Here is a 15555-nt window from a genome sequence, read left to right on the forward strand (position 1 = left end):
CGTCCTCTCACGATGGCGCCCGGCGCGTCGACCGCACGGCGGTGTGTGGCCGCCTCGGGTGCTCTGAACGGCAAGAACCTCCATCATGGCCCCAGCACGCGAAATGGCAGGTCGCACGTCATGTCCACTCCCGTCGCCGGCGTTGCCGCCGGCCATCCCGCGACCGCGGCGGCAGGGCTCGAGGTCCTGGCGGCCGGGGGCAACGCGGCGGACGCCGCGGTAGCCGCCACGTTCGCATCATGCGTGGCGGAGACGGTCATGACGGGCCTCGGCGGTGGCGGGTACGCGGTCCACTGGGACGAGGCGCGCCGTGAGGCGCACCTCGTCGACTTCTTCGTCACGGTACCCGGACTGGGCGACGGTCCACGCGAGGGTGAGCGGTTCCCGGTCGACATCGCGTTCGGCTCGCAGGTGATCGCCTACGACATCGGCATGGCCACGGTGGCGGTGCCCGGCGTGCCGCACGGCTGCGGGGCCATCCATCGCCGGTGGGGGCGCATGGACTGGCCTGAGCTGCTCGCACCGGCCCGGGCGCTCGCGGTCGAGGGCGTCCCCATGCCGGCCCGGCACGCGTTCACCCTGCGGATGGTGCTCGAGAGCCTCCGACGCGACCGGGGCGGCGCCATCTACACGGCGGGCGGCCGGCCGTTGGAGGCCGGTGACCTGCTGCGGCAGCCAGGTCTGGCGACGGCGTTCGATCTCCTGGCGGCCGAGGGGCCCGAGAGCTTCGCCAAGGGCACCGTGGCCGAGCGGATGCTGGAGATGTCGGCCGAGCGGGGCGGTCTGCTGACCAGCGAGGACCTCGCGTCCTACGAGGTCGACGTGCAACCTGCGCCGACCGGCGTGCGTCTGGGTCCGTACCACGTGACCGCCCGCCGCGATCTCGCCGGGTTCCTGCGGGATCTCGCACGTCTGCCGGCCGCCGATGCGGGCACGCCGCGACGCTGGGCTCCCGCGTTCGCCGCCGCGTTCGGATCGCACGACCGCCACGGCGACACCACCAACCTCGCGGCGGTCGATCCGGACGGCAACGCCTGCGTGGTCACATCCAGCCTCGGTCTGGGCGCCGGCCACTACGTTCCGGGCCTCGACCTGCACCTCAACAGCATGCTCGGCGAGACCGAACTGCTGACCGAGGGCATCTCCCCCGGCGACCGGATGGCCAGCATGATGGTCCCGAGCGTGGCGCTGGACGATCGGGGGCATCTCGCGGCGGCCGCGGGTGCGGCCGGCGGCTCCCGGATCCGCACCGCGCTGGCCCAGGTGCTGGCCGCATGCCTGCTCGAAGAGGTCGAACCATCGGCCGCCACACACCGACCGCGACTGCATCCCACCGACGGCGTCGCCCACATCGAGCCGGGCTACCCGGACGAGGCCGTCGCCGCGCTCGAGGCCGCGAGATGGCGCATCAGCCGCTGGAACGAGCTGCACCACTACTTCGGTGGCGCGAGCATCCTCACCGCCGCCGGAGCCGGTGCCGACCCGCGGCGGGACGGCGCGGTCGCGCTGCTTTGAGCCTCACGACGTCGTGGCACCGTCACCGCGGTCGGAGCCGTCGTACACACCGCATGCGCTGCGGCCCGGCCGAGCTCAGCCGATCCGGCGCCGCTGTTCAGTCGGCGAACAGTTCGTCCTTGTCGACGTCGGCGATCGAGTCGACCACCTTCCACGGCTTGTACGGGAACCGGTCGACCTCGTCGGACCTGGTCGAGCCGGACAGCACCAGCACCGTGCGCATCCCGGCCTCGAGACCGGCGACGACGTCGGTGTCCATGCGGTCGCCGATCATCACGGTGTCCTCGGAGTGCGCCTCCATCGCGTTCAACGCCGAGCGCATCATCAACGTGTTGGGCTTGCCCACGAAGTAGGGCTCGATGCCCGTCGCCTTCGTCATCAACGCCGCCACCGCGCCCGTCGCGGGCAACATGCCCTCGCGGGATGGTCCGCTCGGGTCGGGGTTGGTGGCGATGAACCGTGCGCCGTCGTGGATCAGCTGGATGGCCCGGGTGATCGCGGTGAAGCTGTAGTTGCGTGTCTCGCCGAGGACGACGTAGTCGGGCTCGGCGTCGACCATGACATACCCGATCTCGTGCAGTGCGGTCGTCAACCCCGACTCCCCCACCACATGGGCGGTGCCCTCAGGCCGCTGGCTGTCCAGGAACCGGGCGGTCGCCAGCGCCGACGTCCAGATGCGCTCCTCCGGCACCTCGATGCCCGAGCGCGCGAGGCGGGCACTGAGGTCGCGGGGCGTGTAGATCGAGTTGTTGGTCAGCACCATGAACGGGATCTCACGTTCGCGGAGGTCGTAGACGAACGCGGCGGCGCCCTCGATCGCGTGCTGCTCGTGCACGAGCACGCCGTCCATGTCGAGCAGCACGTTGGAGATGGCGGTCTCGTCAGGCATGGCGTCAGGCTACCGGCCCGCCGCCGACGACACGCTGACGTCGGGATGACCGGAAGCTGACGGTCGGCCCTCGCCGTCGCGCCCGCGTGTCCGCGCGGTCCGGCGGATCAGCAGCGGGTAGCCCACGACGGCGATCACGGCGAAGCTGAACCACTGCACGGCATACGACAGGTGGTTGCCCTCGGTGCGTTCGGGCAGCGGGGTCGGGCGCAGCGCGTCGGACGCCGGCGGGTCCTGCCGGCGCAGCTGGACGTAGTAGGGCGCGAGGGTCAGGCCGAGCCGGTCGGCGATCCTGGGCGGGGCGATCTGTGCGATCTGGTCCGCCGAGCCGAGCGGGCCGGGTTCCGGCGCCCGGATGACGCCGCGGACCATGACCGGGCCGGTCGGGGCGGGCGGTGCATCGACACGGTCGCGGTCGAATGGGACCCAGCCCCTGTCGACGAGCACGTCGGGCCCGTCGTCGGTCTGGAACACGGCGAGCACCTGCTGGCCGGGCCCGCCGGGGATGGCGCGCGGTGCGGTCAGCAGCTGCCCGTCGTCGAAGGTGCCACTGAGCTCGACGCGGCGGAACTCCAGCGCGTCGATGTCACCGGACGCGGCTGCGACTGCGTCGTCCAACGGCTGTGGCGAGGCTGCGACGCGCGCGGCGATCAGGTCGTTGGTCGCGCGTCGCTCCTCCAGGCGCCGGAGCTGCCAGAATCCCAGGTTGACGAAGGCGACGACGGTGACGATCACCAGCAGGTGGCCCGCGATCCAGCGTGGCCGCAGAAGGAACCGGTACATGACGCCTCCCATCCTGCCCCGACGCCAGCGAATGGCCGCAGTGTGAAGATCTACGCCGAACGTTCGCCCCGCATCGCGCGTCAGGTTGGCGGTGATCTGCTGCTCGCGGGCTGGTCGGCTGGATGGATCCTGCTCGGGCTGCGGCTGCACGACGAGCTCGACCGGTTGTCCCGGCCGGCGCGCCGGGTCGGTGAGGCCAGCACCGGGCTTGCCAACGCGCTCACTGGAGCGAGCGAGCAGGTGCGCAGCCTGCAGCTGGTGGGCGATGTGCTGGCGTCACCGTTCGACGCGATCATCGCCGGCGCCCGCGAGCTGGCCACGGCGAGCGCCAACGGGCAGGAGTCGATCATGCGGCTGGCCGACCTGGCCGTCCCGCTGACCGCCGCCTTCCCGATCCTGTTCGCGCTCACGGTGTGGCTCGCGCTGCGCGGCCGGTGGATCCGGCGCGCGTCGGCCGTCGCGCGCCTGCGTGACGAGGGCGGGTCGGACGGCCTGCTCGCCGCGCAGGCACTGACGGCCGCCCGCGTCGACGAGCTCGCGCGCCTCGAGCTGGCCGACGACCCGCTCGGCGACGCCGAGAGCCGGCGCACGCTCGCCGCCTACGCACTGCTGCGCCTGGGCCTGCGCACCCGCCCCGACTGACCCCGTTCCGCATGGCAGCCGACACCGCCCCACAGGCCCCACCTGCCACACCCCACTTCCGCGGCAGCCGACACCGCCCCACCGGCACCAGTTGCGGGGCGCCCGGCACGCCCCGCCCCGCACTCCGCCGGCGCCGCTCAGCCGCCGGTGGCGCGGCGGACGACCTCGAACAACGCGACCGCGGCGGCGGTGCTCGCGTTGAGCGACCTCAGCCGGCCCCGCATCGGGATCGACACCAGTTGGTCGACGCGTTCGGCGACAAGGCGTGACAGTCCGGTGCCCTCCGCCCCGATGACGACAGCGACGCGCCCCTCGAGCAGGTTCGACTCCCACAGCGAGGTCGTGGCGCCGCCGTCGAGGCCCACCGACCAGTACCCGGCGTCGGCGAGCTGCGCGACTCCCGTGGCGATGTTGGGAACGACGATGACGGGCAGCCAGCTGAGCGCGCCGGCCGACGTCTTCTCGGCCGCGGGCGAGTGGTGCGCGCTGCGCCGGCGCGGCAGCATCAGCCCGCACGCACCCGCGACCTCGGCCGCGCGTGCGATAGCTCCGAGGTTGTGCGGGTCGGTGATGCCGTCGAGCACGACCACGAGGTCGCCGTCGAGATCGCCGACGCCGACTGCGCGAGGCGCGGAGGCGACCGCCGCCACCCCCTGATGTGTGACGCCGCCGGTGAGCTCGTCGAGCTCCGCGGCCGGTACCGGCCGCACGTCGACACCGGCCTCCGCGGCGACGGCCAGCAGCTCGGTCAGCGCGGCCACGCGACGGCGGTCGACGACCACCTCGACGAGGTCACGACCGGCGCGCAACGCCTCGGCGACGGGGCGGCGACCCGGGACGACCGGCACGCTCAGCGACCGATCCGGGGACGCGTCCCAGCGCGGACGTCGGCGACCGTTCCCAGATCGGCGCCGCCGCTCGACGTGGGGAGGGATCGCACCGCAGAGCTCCGCAGCCGTCCCCAGACGGTGTGGCCGGCGCCGGTCATCGTCGGGCCAGGTGCCAGCGCGTCCCGTCGCGCGAGTCCTCGAGCTCGATGCCCAGCTTGTGGAGCCGGTCCCGGATGCGGTCCGAGCTGGCGAAGTCGCGGTGCGACCGCGCCTCGTCGCGCAGCGCCACCAGTTCCCCGACCAGACCGTCGACGAGCTGCTGGTCCCCGCCGGCGTCCTCGACGAAGTCGAACCCGAGCACCCCGGCGAGCTCGGTCACCGTGTCCCGCACGGCGGCGGCGGCACCCGCACGGCCCGCGTCGAGGTGCTGGTTGCCGATGGCGACCAGGTCGAAGATGCCCGCCAGCGCACGCGGCGTGGCCAGGTCGTCATCCATCGCCTCGCGGAACGCGGCCCGGGCCCCATCGGCGACGTCGGACGCGTCGTCGACGTCCAGCGTCCGCGTGGCCCGCAGGAAGCCTGCGAGACGTTCGTACGCGGCGGCCGCCTCCTCGAGCCGTGCCTCGCCGAACTCGATCGGCTTGCGGTAGTGGGCACGCAGGTAGTACATCCGCAGTGTGCCGGCGCCGTAGCGGTCGATCGCCTCTGACAGCGAGATGATGTTGCCGAGCGACTTGCTCATCTTGGTCTGGTCGAGCGTGAGCATGCCGTTGTGCAGCCAGTGACGCGCGAACGGCTGACCGGTCGCGGCCTCCCACTGCGCGATCTCGTTCTCGTGGTGCGGGAACTGCAGGTCGGTGCCACCGGTGTGGACATCGAAGTCGGCACCCAGGTACCGGGTCGACATGGCTGAGCACTCGATGTGCCAGCCCGGCCGACCGGGGCCCCACGGCGAGCTCCACGAGGGCTCGCCCGGCTTGGCGCCCTTCCACAGCACGAAGTCGAGCGGATCACGCTTGCGCTCGTCCGGCGCGATGCGTGCGCCTGCGCGCAGCTCGTCGGGACGGCGGCCCGACAGCTTCCCGTAGTCGGCAAACGCGCGGACCGAGAAGTAGACGTCGCCGCCCGCCGGGTAGGCGGCACCGCGCTCCACCAGAGCGGTGATCAGCTCGAGGATCTCCGGCACGTGACCGGTCGCACGCGGCACGACGTCGGGCGCACGCACACCGAGGCGCTCGATCTCGCGCTCCCACACACGCGTGTAGTGCTCGGCAAGCGCCGCGGCGGTCCGACCCTCGGCGGCCGCCGCCGCGATGATCTTGTCCTCGATGTCGGTGATGTTGCGGACCAGCGTGACCTGGTAGCCGGCGAACTCGAGGTAGCGCCGCAGCACGTCGGGAACGAGCTGCGCGCGTGCGTGGCCGAAGTGTGGCGGTCCCTGCACGGTCGGGCCGCAGACGTAGATCCCCACGCGTCCCTCGTCACGGGGTCGCAACGGCTCGACGGCGCCGGACAACGTGTTGAACAACTGCATGACGAAATCCTTGATGGTCGTCGGGGTCGGCTGTCGTCAGTCGGTCGGTGCCACGAGCAGCACGACCGCCATACAGACCAGGCCCTCTCCCCTGCCCACGAAGCCGAGCTGATCGCTGGTGGTGGCCTTGACGTTGACCTGCTCGGACTTGATGCCCAGCAGGTTCGCGACCGACGCGCAGATGCGGTCGCGGTAGGGGCCGATGCGGGGACGCTGACCGATCAGCGTGATGTCGAGGTTCGCGACCTGCCATCCATGGCCGGCGACCTGGCTCAGCGCACCCGCGAGGAACAGCTGCGAGTCCGCACCCTCGTACTCGGGTTCGTCGCTGCCGAACAGCGTGCCGATGTCGCCAAGACCGGCCGCGCCGAGCAGCGCGTCGACGGTCGCGTGCAGGACGACATCGGCGTCACTGTGCCCGTCGAGCCCTGGCTCGTCGGGGATGCGCACGCCTCCCAGAACCAGCCGCCGGTGGTCATCGACGCTGTAGGGATGGATATCGACACCCTGACCGATGCGCACCGCGAAAGGCTCCGTCAGGTCGCCAGGACGTCCTCGATCATGGCCTCGGTGTCCTCCTCCGACTTGGAGATGGCGGCGGACAGCTCGGAGACCAGGATCTGGCGGGACTTGGTCAGCATCCGCTTCTCGCCGGCCGACAGGCCCTTGTCGCGCTCGCGGATCGACAGGTTGCGGACCACCTCGGCGACCTGGAAGATGTCGCCCGACTTGAGCTTCTCGTAGTTCGCCTTGAACCGGCGCGACCAGTTGGTCGGCATCGAGAAGTCGCGGTCGCGCAGGACCTCCCAGACGGCGTCGACCTCCTTGCTCGTACACACGTTGCGCAGGCCGACCTCGTCGGTGGCGTCCGCCGGCACCATGAGTGTGAGATCACCGTAGGTGAGGCGGAGCACGAGGTAGTCACGCTCCTGGCCCTCCATCATCCGCGTCTCCTGGCGCTCGATGACCGCAGCGCCATGGTGCGGATAGACCACGGTGTCCCCAACCTGATATGCCATAGGCGTTCGTCCTCGTCGACAACGTGACGGCCAGCCCACCCCGACCGCCGGTCGCGTGGAGGTCTTCGTCGTTCGCATCTGGGATGGCGCGGCCAGCTACCGCGCCCGGTCATCCAATGATAGCAGGAGGCCATGGCCGCCCGATCCGGCCATATGGTGCAAAGGTGCGGGTCAGGCGTACCGTTCGAGGATCGACGACTCGGCGAGCCTGGCCAGACCCTCCTTGATGGCACGCGCCCGGGTCACCCCGACACCCTCCACCTCATCGAGGTCCTCGAGGCTGGCCTCCATCAGGCGCTGCAGCGACCGGTAGCGCTCGACCAGCTTGTTGACGATCGAGTCGGGCAGGCGCGGAACACGGGAGAGCAGGCGGTAGCCGCGTGGCGCGACCGCACGATCCATGTCGTCGCCGTTGATGTCATATCCCAGCAGCTCGGCGAGGATCGACAGGTCGAGCAGTTCCTGTGCGTCGAGCTCGTCGAGGCCGTCGAGCGTCTTCTCGAGCTTGTGACGCCGGTCGACGATGTAGTCGCGCACGACCAGTTCGCGCTCGTCGTCGACGCGCGCCATGAGCTCGTTGTGCTGCAGCTGCAGCAGCCGGCCGTCCGTGCCAAGCTCCAGCACGTAGGCCCCGATCTCGTCGGAGATGCGTCGTACCATCTCCGCGCGCTGGAGGACGACGAGGACGTCGCGCAGCGTCACGACGTTCTCGATCTCCAAGGCCGACAGCGACGCCGACACCTCGTCGAGGCGCACCCGGTACTTCTCCAGCGTCGAGAGCGCCTGGTTGCCGCGGAACAGCAACGAGCTCGGCTCCTCGAACACGTGCTTGTAGTCGTCGAGGTACAGGCTCACGATCTGCATGGACTCCGACACGCTGACGACGGGCACACCGGTCTGCTTCGCAGTGCGCTCGGCAGTGCGGTGCCTGGTCCCGGTCTCCGACGTGGCGATCGACGGATCGGGCACGAGATGCACGTTGGCGTACAGGATGTAGTCGACGTCATCGTCGACGACGATCGCGCCATCCATCTTGGCGAGCTCGGACAGCCGCTGAGCGGTGAACTTGGTCTCCATCTTGAAGCCGCCCGAGACCAACGGCTGGACGTCCTCAGAGGACCCCATGACGATGAGCGCGCCCTTGCCGGACTTGATCACGCGGTCGATCCCCTCGCGCAGCACGGTCCCCGGCGCGAGCTTGTGCAGCACGTCGCGGAGCCGTTCTTCGAGGGTTCCCGCCACATGGCTTCCTTCGTTGTGATGCCGGCACGGCGCTCCCAAGCGTAGACGCTCGACGGCGGGACAAGACATCGACCGCGCGGCGCCCAATGATGGTCCTCCTCGAGCAGGACGACCGACGGCCCGGCGATGCGTCGGTGGCGCTCAGGCCACATCCAGCTCCGCGGGCTCCATGACCGCCACGGAACACCCACTCGCCGCGAGCGCGGCGATCATCTCGCGCCCCGCGGCGAGCGCCGGCGCCACCAGGTCGCGCGCCGTCGCCGCGCGGATCAGCAGTGGCGGGCCGGGGCGGCACAAGCCTCCACGGTCGACGCCGGCCACGACCATGCCGCGGTCGACCCGTTTGACGGCGTCACTCACGGGTCTCGCGACGATCACGGCGTCGTGCCCGGGCAGGCGCTCACACATCGCGAGCAGCGCGGCCATGGACGGCGTCGTGTCGGCCAGCCACGCGAACGACGCCGCGGTCGGTGGCAGCTGCCGGATCACGGACGCGATGGCGGGGCCCGTCGCACCGTGCACGGGTGTGGGCCGCGCGGCCGCCGGGCGGGACTTCCGGCCCACGACGAGGACGCCGGCCAGCACGCCCTCGAACGCGCCGACGCGATCGTCGGACCCACCCGCCCAGACACCACCCCAGACGTGTGCGAGCGGCTCGTGCGGTGACGCGGTCATCCGCGCCAGCGTAGTCGGTAGCATCCGAGCGACGGCGCGCGACGGAAGCGCCGACGAGCCGGAGGACGGCGGTGGGCGCTGCGGCGATCCTGCTCGCCGGGGGCAGTGGCACCCGGATGCGGCGGGCCGACACCAAGGTCTTCGCGACCGTGGGCGGACGACCGCTGCTGCAGTGGTCCCTGAGGGCGTTCGCCGACTGTGAGGCGATCGACCGCGTCGTGCTGGTCATCCGCGACGAGGACCGCCCGCGCATCGACGCCCTGCTCCGCGACACCGGCCTCGCCGCCAGCGTGCGCACCGTGGTCGGGGGTGCGAACCGGCAGGCGAGCGAGCGCGCCGGGCTCGAGGCGATTGCCGGGGACATCGACAGCGGCGCCGTCGACACCGTCGCCATCCATGACAGCGCCCGTCCCTTCGTCACCACGGGGCTCATCGGCCGCGTCGTTGCATCCGCACGTCGGGTGGGTGGCGCCGTGCCGGTCCTCGAGCTCGGCGACGGCGTCTACCGCGCGACGCCCGATGGGCGCCTCGTTCTCCAGGCGCGCGATCTGCACCGGGTCCAGACGCCGCAGGCGTTCCGGTCCCGGGCGCTGCTCGAGGCGTATCGGGCAGCGTCGCACCAGGGGTTCGCGGGTGTCGACACCGTGGAGACCGTCGCCCGCTACACCGACCTGCAGATCGCCGCCGAGCCCGGCGACACCGACAACCTCAAGGTGACCTTCGCGGCCGATCTCGCAACCGCGGAACGCATCGCCGCCGAGCGCGAACGGGGCGTCAGCCGCCACCCGGCGCGATGACCGCCATGAGCACCGGCGAGCTCGACGCGGCGGCGTCGGGCGAGCCGATCACATCGAGCTCGAGTGCCGCGAGAAGGCCGAGCACGACCAGCAGCAGAACGATCAGCACGATCCGCAACGTGCGCCGGGGAGCGGGTTCGAACTCGGCGACGTCGTCGGCCGCCGAGACGGCGACCGGACGCGCCGACGACACCTCGCGCGCCGGGCGCCGGCGACCGCACCGTCCGGCCTCGAGCAGCAGGGTCCGGCAGTTGTCGTACCGCTCTTCGGGATCCTTGGACAGCGCGCGGGCGAAGAGCGCGTCCCAGCGGTCGTCGAGATCCTGCCGCAGCTCGGTGATCGGCCGCGCCTGGCCGAACAGGTGCGCACCGAACAGATCGTTGTTGGTCTCACCCTGGTACGGCGTGGTCGCTGTCAGTGCGGTGTACAGGATGCAGGCCAGCGCGTACTGGTCCGATGCGGGACCCGCCGGCTGACCCTGCAGTTGCTCGGGAGCGACGAACAGCAGGTCGGGAGCCGCGGGGTCGTCCTCGACCCCCTGGAGCACCGGTCCCAGCAGATGGCTCGTCCCGAAGCCTGTCACGGCCGCGCTGGGTGGCACCCGGCTGCCCGGGCGACGTCTGATCCACACCGACGGCAGTCCGACAGTGCCGTGCACGATGCCATGGTGATGGATCGCGTCGAGCGCCTCGGCCAACTGCCCACCCAGCCGCAGCGCGTCGTCGATGTCGAGCGGCGCCGCCTCCAGCAGCAGGTCGCCCAGAGACACCCCGTCCCGCCAGGTGGTCGCCGCGTACGGAGTGCCTCCGACGGTGCCCTGGTCGACGACGGTCAGCAGGTGCGGGTGCGCCACAGCGGACACGCGGCGGTTCACGTGCAGGAACCCCTTCACCGCACGTGCGTGCCCGGCAACCGCGTCGTCGACGACGCGGAGCGCCACCGGGGTGCCCACGTCGTCGATCGCCCGGTAGGTGGTGGTCGTCAGGTCGGACCCGACCACCGACTGCAGGGTGTACGTACCGAGCGACGTCGGTTCCGGCAGCGGCTGCTGTGGCACGGCGCTCACGCGGTCCCCTCCGACCTCTCCGACCTCGGGGTGCAGCCGCGGGCACACGACGGGGACCGCCCGCCGAGGTCACGGCGTCGCCTCACGGACGTGTCCCCGTCGGGCGGCGCGACGGCGCTCATCCGCCGTACCGTTGTCACCCCGTCCACCGACCCTCCCTCAGGGTTGCATCCCTACGACCACCACGACCCGTTCCGCTCGTGGACGTGGCGGTCATGACAACAGAACCCACACCACGACAGCTGTCACGACCATGACGACGAAGAACATCGCGACCAGCGCTCCCGAGGGGCGCCACACTTCCGACGGTTCGAGCTCGGGCCGGTCGCGGAGCACATCCGAGAGCAGTGGGACGTCGTCGTTGGCGCCCGTGGTGCCGGTCTTGACATCCCGCACGTCGGCCGACCCTGGCCGTGCGCCGGATTCGTTCCCAGTTGTAGGGTACGTCATGTCAGGCGTGGACCGGACATGAGTCGAAGAGTTGTCATCACCTCGTGACGGGCTACCCGTCCTTGCGGACATCAGACGCCGACCATTGGACAGGGCGTCGTCCGCGTCCGCCGGCTCGTCGCCACCGCTGCGAGCGGGCAGCGCGATGATCCGTTGCCCGTCCGCGGTGTAGCTGATCCCCGCGTCGTCGGCGGCGTCCGCCGGAGCCGACGCGGCGCGGGTGACGGGCAGAGCCGGTCCGTCCGCGTCGTACTCGCGGTCGTCGCCACCGGGCGACGTCGGCACGTCGTCAGCCGGGGGCGGGGACACCGACGGATCGGCCCCATCGGAGGCGGACGGCGGCCCCACCGACTGCGCCGCATCGTCAGCCGGCGGCGGCCACAGGTCGTCGTCCCGGCCGTCCGTTGCCGTCGGTGGTGGGTCGGTGTCGTGCCGGGAGCTCAACGAGGGGTCGCCAGCAGGCGCACCCGCCTCCGGCTCGACACCCTCGGCTGCTTCGAGATCGTGCACCCAGGGGTGCGCCACCGTCTCCCGGCGCCGCACGTCGGCGCGTCTCCGGTTCTCGGCGCTCCGCCTGGCGCGCTCCAGATCGGCGACGAGTTGTCCGCACGTCGCGTAGCGGTCACGCGGTTCCTTCGCCAGTGCCTTCGCGATCGGGCCGCCGGCCAGAGAAGGGACGAGCGTCGGTTCGACGAACAGGTGTGCACCGAACAGGCCGCCGACGGAGTTGCGCACGAACGGCGGCGAACCGGTCACGGCGTGGACGAACGCGCACGCCATGGCGTACTGGTCCGCCCAGGCCGTCAACGGCTGGCTGCGCAACTGCTCCGGTGCGACGTACTGGAGCTCGTCGACGGAGCGCAACTGCCTGCGGTCGCGGCGCAGGCGCAGCTCGAGGAGCGCGCCGATCCCGAAGCCGGTCAGGTTGACCTGGGGTGGCACGCCATGGGCGGTCGGCACGATGCGCAATGTGGTGGGGTTGACCGCACCGTGATTCAGACTGGCGTGATGGCTGGCGTCGAGGACGTCCGCGACCTGGGAGAACAGCTCGAGTGCCGCGTCGATGTCCAACGGGCCCCGCTCATCGATGAACTCCCCGAGCGGCACGGTGTCCACCGACGACGCGACGAGATATCCCCGGCCGCGGTGCTCGCCGACCTCCTCGATCCGCGGGGCGTGCAGGTGCTCGAAGGTCAGCGCTGCGGCGGCCCTGCGCAGGAACCGCCGGTACAGCTCGCGGTCGTCGCCGCCCGTGGCGCACAGGTCAGCGGCGACGACCCGCAGCACGAGCAGACGATCGTCGCGGGGATCGACCGCCGTGTAGATCGTGCTGACGAGATCGCTCCTGATGGCGTCGCGCACGTTCAGACCTGCGAACGTCGTCCCCGTCAGCTCGCCCATCGCTCCCCAGCGGCTCACCCGCCCTGTTGTGTCGCACGCACCGATCGCCCCGCCAGCATACGCAAGGTCCGCTGGGCGGACCATGCGGCCGCGGGGACGGCGGTATCAGCCGGCCGCGCCGTAGCGGTTGGCGCGGTCGGAGCGGCCGAGCTCGTCGAGGATCGTCGAGGAGGCCATCTCGATGCCCGACTTGTACGCGGCCCGCCCGACCATGTGCGCGGCCACCGGTGCGGTCAGGAACTGCAGGACCACCACCAGAAGCAGCTTCACCACCGAGCCCTGCACGGGCACCGCGATGCCGACCGCCACCGCGATGCAGAGCATCCCGAGTGTCGCGGGCTTCGTGGCCGCATGCATCCGGCAGAACAGGTCCGGAAAGCGATGCAGCCCGACCGCGGCGATCAACGCGAGCAGGCAACCGGCCAGCAGCAGGATGCCCACCACGATGTCGATCAGGATCGCAAGCATGCTCAGATCCCCCTGCGTTCGATGAACCGGGCGACCGTGATCGTGCTGACGAAGCCCACCAGCGAGACCACGACGAGCACGTCGAGGAACACGCCCGTGTCCCGCAGCACCGAGTACACGGCGATCCCCATCACGCCGATGAGCAACAGCAGGTCGAGCGCCACGATGCGCTCGGCGACGCTCGCTCCACGCCGGATCACGCGCGCCAGCGCCAGACCACCTGCTGCGAGCAGGATCGTCAGGCACAGCCCCAACAGGTACGTCACTGCGCTTCCTCTCCGCCGGCGTGAGGACGGTCGCCATCGGTCGACGGGCGGAGGCCCTCCTCCAACTCCGCCAGCGTCCGCGCCTGCACCGCCTGCGCGTTCCTACCCGCGAACGCATCGACTGCCAGCACCTCGAGCTCACAGATGTCCTCGCGCACACCGTCCGCGTCTGCGAGGTCGAGCGTGTGGACGTAGAGCACGGCCACATCGTCGCGTCGCTCGGTTTCGAGCGTCAGTGTGCCCGGCGTCAGCGTGATGCTGTTGGCCACCAGGGTGACGACGGCGTCCGATGCGTGGTGCAGCGGCATCGCCAGGATGCCGGGATTGATGGTGTCCGGACGCAGGACCGCCTTGATCACCTGCCAGTTGGCCACGACGAGTTGCATCGCGAACGTGCGCAGGTAGCGCAGCGCGGCTGCCGGGTGGACGTTGCGCACGGGACGTGGCTTCACCCGTCCGGCGAACGCCAGCACCGCGACGGCCACAGCTGCACCGCCGAGGATGTTGGCGATCGACAGCGTGCCCCACAGCGCGATCCACATGATGATCAGCGCGACCAGCATCGGCCATCGCCGCCCGGTCGACGTGTCACCCGCCCGCCGGTCGCGCACCCCGTTGCGCCGCCCACTCATGACGTGTGCCTACCGCTGCCGCTCCTTGAGGCACGCACCCATGTGTGCCTCAACGCGACGGTGTCAGACCTCTCGAGGCAGTGGACGCGACCGTTGCTTCGAACACTCATGGCCGGGCCACCTCGTCGGGGCCGAGCACGGCGTCGACGTACGGGTCGCGCTCGACGAGCGTCTCGGCTGCACGTTCCGACAGGCCGTACAGCGGCGTCGCGAACACCGAGATCGCGACGCTGATGCCGACCAGGACGACGGTCGATCCCAGCATCAACGGGTTCAGCTTCATGCGCAGCGACCGGTCCGACGACGCGAGCCTGCCCTCGACATCCTCGGGCCTGCCCCAGAAGGCCCCTCCCCAGATCTTGGTCATCGAGAACAGCGTCAGCAGGCTGACCAGCAGGCTCACCGCGACGATGGCGCCGCGGTCGAGCGTCAGCCCCTCCTGCACCAGTGCCAGCTTGGCGACGAACCCGCTGAACGGCGGCAGGCCGGCTAGGCTGAACGCCGCGGTCAGGAACAGCAGGCCCAGCACGGGCGCGCGACGCGCGACGCCGCCCAGATGCCGCAGCGAGCCCGAGCCGGACGCGGTCTCGACCATGCCGCCGACGAGGAACAGTGACGTCTTGACGACGATGTGGTGGATGATGTAGTAGACGGCTCCGGCGATGCCGGCGAGCGTGAACAGACCGAGCCCGAAGATCATGTAGCCGATCTGGCTGATGATGTGGAAGCTGAGGATCCGTTTGATGTCGTCCTGCGCGATCGCTCCGAGCACGCCGACCAGCATGGTCGCTCCGGCGATCGCCAGGATCACCAGCGACGGCGCCCCGTCGGTGTGGAACAGCAGCGTCTGCGTCCGGATGAGCGTGTAGACGCCGACCTTGGTCAGCAACCCGGCGAACAGCGCCGTCACGGGCGTGGGCGCGGTGGGGTACGAGTCCGGCAGCCAGAAGAAGAGCGGGAAGATGCCCGCCTTCACACCGAACACGACCAGCAGCAGGTAGCCCAGCGCGGTGCGCAGCGCATCGGGCAGCTCCGCCAGCCGGATCGCGAGTTGCGCGAGGTTGACGGTGCCGGTCGCGGCGTAGACGAACGCGACGGCCGCGACGAACATCGTTGACGCGAGCAGGTTGATGACGACGTACGTCATGCCGGCGCGGACCTGCCCGCGGTTCGCCCCGAGCGTGATCAGCACATAGCTCGCGATCAGCATGACCTCGAAGGCGACGAACAGGTTGAACAGGTCGCCGGTCAGGAACGACGCGGCGATTCCGGCCGCCAGCACCAGGTAGACGGGGTGGAAGTACAGCTTGCCCTCGCGCTCGTCGTCGAGCTGGCCGAGGGCGTAC

At 70.8% G+C, this 15555-nt stretch carries 17 protein-coding genes; 3 read left to right on the forward strand and 14 right to left on the reverse strand.

What is annotated here, in order from left to right; genetic code table 11:
- The first annotated feature begins 120 nt into the window (after positions 1 to 120).
- Entirely contained in the window at positions 121 to 1515 is a 1395-nt protein-coding gene (locus VFZ70_16240) for a gamma-glutamyltransferase (protein ID HEX6257359.1), read from the forward strand.
- A gap of 97 nt (positions 1516 to 1612) precedes the next feature.
- Here VFZ70_16240 and VFZ70_16245 read toward each other — a convergent pair whose 3' ends face one another.
- Together VFZ70_16245 and VFZ70_16250 are read right to left on the reverse strand one after the other, a co-directional pair.
- Positions 1613 to 2404 (reverse strand): HAD-IIA family hydrolase, encoded by a 792-nt coding sequence (locus VFZ70_16245; protein HEX6257360.1) that lies wholly within the window; start codon positions 2402 to 2404, stop codon positions 1613 to 1615.
- Between the two features lie 9 nt (positions 2405 to 2413).
- A complete protein-coding gene (locus VFZ70_16250) occupies positions 2414 to 3187 on the reverse strand; it encodes an SURF1 family protein (GenBank protein ID HEX6257361.1) in 774 nt (257 codons plus the stop codon).
- A gap of 42 nt (positions 3188 to 3229) precedes the next feature.
- Between VFZ70_16250 and VFZ70_16255 the strand changes: the two genes are divergently transcribed.
- The gene (locus VFZ70_16255; protein ID HEX6257362.1) at positions 3230 to 3829 is read left to right on the forward strand and encodes a hypothetical protein; all 600 of its coding nucleotides are present in this window, start codon (positions 3230 to 3232) and stop codon (positions 3827 to 3829) included.
- Positions 3830 to 3966: 137 nt separating this feature from the next.
- Here VFZ70_16255 and rlmB read toward each other — a convergent pair whose 3' ends face one another.
- The 6 genes from rlmB to VFZ70_16285 form a co-directional block, all read right to left on the reverse strand.
- A complete protein-coding gene (gene rlmB / locus VFZ70_16260) occupies positions 3967 to 4677 on the reverse strand; it encodes a 23S rRNA (guanosine(2251)-2'-O)-methyltransferase RlmB (GenBank protein HEX6257363.1) in 711 nt (236 codons plus the stop codon).
- Positions 4678 to 4813: 136 nt separating this feature from the next.
- A complete protein-coding gene (cysS, locus tag VFZ70_16265) occupies positions 4814 to 6193 on the reverse strand; it encodes a cysteine--tRNA ligase (protein ID HEX6257364.1) in 1380 nt (459 codons plus the stop codon).
- Positions 6194 to 6229: 36 nt separating this feature from the next.
- Complete coding sequence (ispF, locus tag VFZ70_16270; protein ID HEX6257365.1) at positions 6230 to 6715, reverse strand: 2-C-methyl-D-erythritol 2,4-cyclodiphosphate synthase; 486 nt, start codon at positions 6713 to 6715, stop codon at positions 6230 to 6232.
- A gap of 14 nt (positions 6716 to 6729) precedes the next feature.
- A complete protein-coding gene (locus VFZ70_16275; protein ID HEX6257366.1) occupies positions 6730 to 7212 on the reverse strand; it encodes a CarD family transcriptional regulator in 483 nt (160 codons plus the stop codon).
- Positions 7213 to 7383: 171 nt separating this feature from the next.
- Positions 7384 to 8454, reverse strand: a complete 1071-nt coding sequence (gene disA, locus VFZ70_16280) for a DNA integrity scanning diadenylate cyclase DisA (protein ID HEX6257367.1) — start codon at positions 8452 to 8454, stop codon at positions 7384 to 7386.
- A gap of 141 nt (positions 8455 to 8595) precedes the next feature.
- The gene (locus tag VFZ70_16285; GenBank protein HEX6257368.1) at positions 8596 to 9129 is read right to left on the reverse strand and encodes a hypothetical protein; all 534 of its coding nucleotides are present in this window, start codon (positions 9127 to 9129) and stop codon (positions 8596 to 8598) included.
- A gap of 71 nt (positions 9130 to 9200) precedes the next feature.
- Here VFZ70_16285 and VFZ70_16290 point away from each other — a divergent pair, with 71 nt between their 5' ends.
- Positions 9201 to 9926, forward strand: coding sequence for an IspD/TarI family cytidylyltransferase (locus VFZ70_16290; GenBank protein HEX6257369.1), 726 nt, complete (start codon positions 9201 to 9203; stop codon positions 9924 to 9926).
- Here VFZ70_16290 and VFZ70_16295 read toward each other — a convergent pair.
- The 6 genes from VFZ70_16295 to VFZ70_16320 all read right to left on the reverse strand — a co-directional run.
- Entirely contained in the window at positions 9904 to 10992 is a 1089-nt protein-coding gene (locus tag VFZ70_16295) for a serine/threonine-protein kinase (GenBank protein ID HEX6257370.1), read from the reverse strand. The genes VFZ70_16290 and VFZ70_16295 overlap by 23 nt on opposite strands.
- A 213-nt stretch (positions 10993 to 11205) precedes the next feature.
- Positions 11206 to 12861, reverse strand: coding sequence for a hypothetical protein (locus VFZ70_16300; GenBank protein HEX6257371.1), 1656 nt, complete (start codon positions 12859 to 12861; stop codon positions 11206 to 11208).
- A gap of 87 nt (positions 12862 to 12948) precedes the next feature.
- A complete protein-coding gene (gene mnhG, locus VFZ70_16305) occupies positions 12949 to 13311 on the reverse strand; it encodes a monovalent cation/H(+) antiporter subunit G (GenBank protein ID HEX6257372.1) in 363 nt (120 codons plus the stop codon).
- A gap of 2 nt (positions 13312 to 13313) precedes the next feature.
- Positions 13314 to 13577 (reverse strand): monovalent cation/H+ antiporter complex subunit F, encoded by a 264-nt coding sequence (locus tag VFZ70_16310; GenBank protein ID HEX6257373.1) that lies wholly within the window; start codon positions 13575 to 13577, stop codon positions 13314 to 13316.
- Positions 13574 to 14209 carry a Na+/H+ antiporter subunit E gene (locus VFZ70_16315; GenBank protein ID HEX6257374.1) on the reverse strand — a complete coding sequence of 212 codons (636 nt, stop codon included), beginning with the start codon at positions 14207 to 14209 and terminating at the stop codon, positions 13574 to 13576. The genes VFZ70_16310 and VFZ70_16315 overlap by 4 nt, the downstream gene beginning before the upstream one ends.
- Positions 14210 to 14315: 106 nt before the next feature.
- Positions 14316 to 15555 (reverse strand): proton-conducting transporter membrane subunit (locus VFZ70_16320; protein ID HEX6257375.1); only part of this gene is annotated, 1240 nt, incomplete at its 5' end.

The organism is Euzebyales bacterium, from assembly GCA_036374135.1.
Lineage (GTDB): Bacteria > Actinomycetota > Nitriliruptoria > Euzebyales > JAHELV01 > JAHELV01.

Bases quoted from the DNA above. Each gene is read 5' to 3' on its own strand.
- VFZ70_16315 (HEX6257374.1), bottom strand. From the start codon at position 14,209: ATGAGTGGGCGGCGCAACGGGGTGCGCGACCGGCGGGCGGGTGACACG.
- VFZ70_16240 (HEX6257359.1), top strand. From the start codon at position 121: ATGTCCACTCCCGTCGCCGGCGTTGCCGCCGGCCATCCCGCGACCGCG.
- VFZ70_16250 (HEX6257361.1), bottom strand. From the start codon at position 3,187: ATGTACCGGTTCCTTCTGCGGCCACGCTGGATCGCGGGCCACCTGCTG.
- mnhG (HEX6257372.1), bottom strand. From the start codon at position 13,311: ATGCTTGCGATCCTGATCGACATCGTGGTGGGCATCCTGCTGCTGGCC.
- cysS (HEX6257364.1), bottom strand. From the start codon at position 6,193: ATGCAGTTGTTCAACACGTTGTCCGGCGCCGTCGAGCCGTTGCGACCC.
- VFZ70_16285 (HEX6257368.1), bottom strand. From the start codon at position 9,129: ATGACCGCGTCACCGCACGAGCCGCTCGCACACGTCTGGGGTGGTGTC.
- VFZ70_16275 (HEX6257366.1), bottom strand. From the start codon at position 7,212: ATGGCATATCAGGTTGGGGACACCGTGGTCTATCCGCACCATGGCGCT.
- VFZ70_16245 (HEX6257360.1), bottom strand. From the start codon at position 2,404: ATGCCTGACGAGACCGCCATCTCCAACGTGCTGCTCGACATGGACGGC.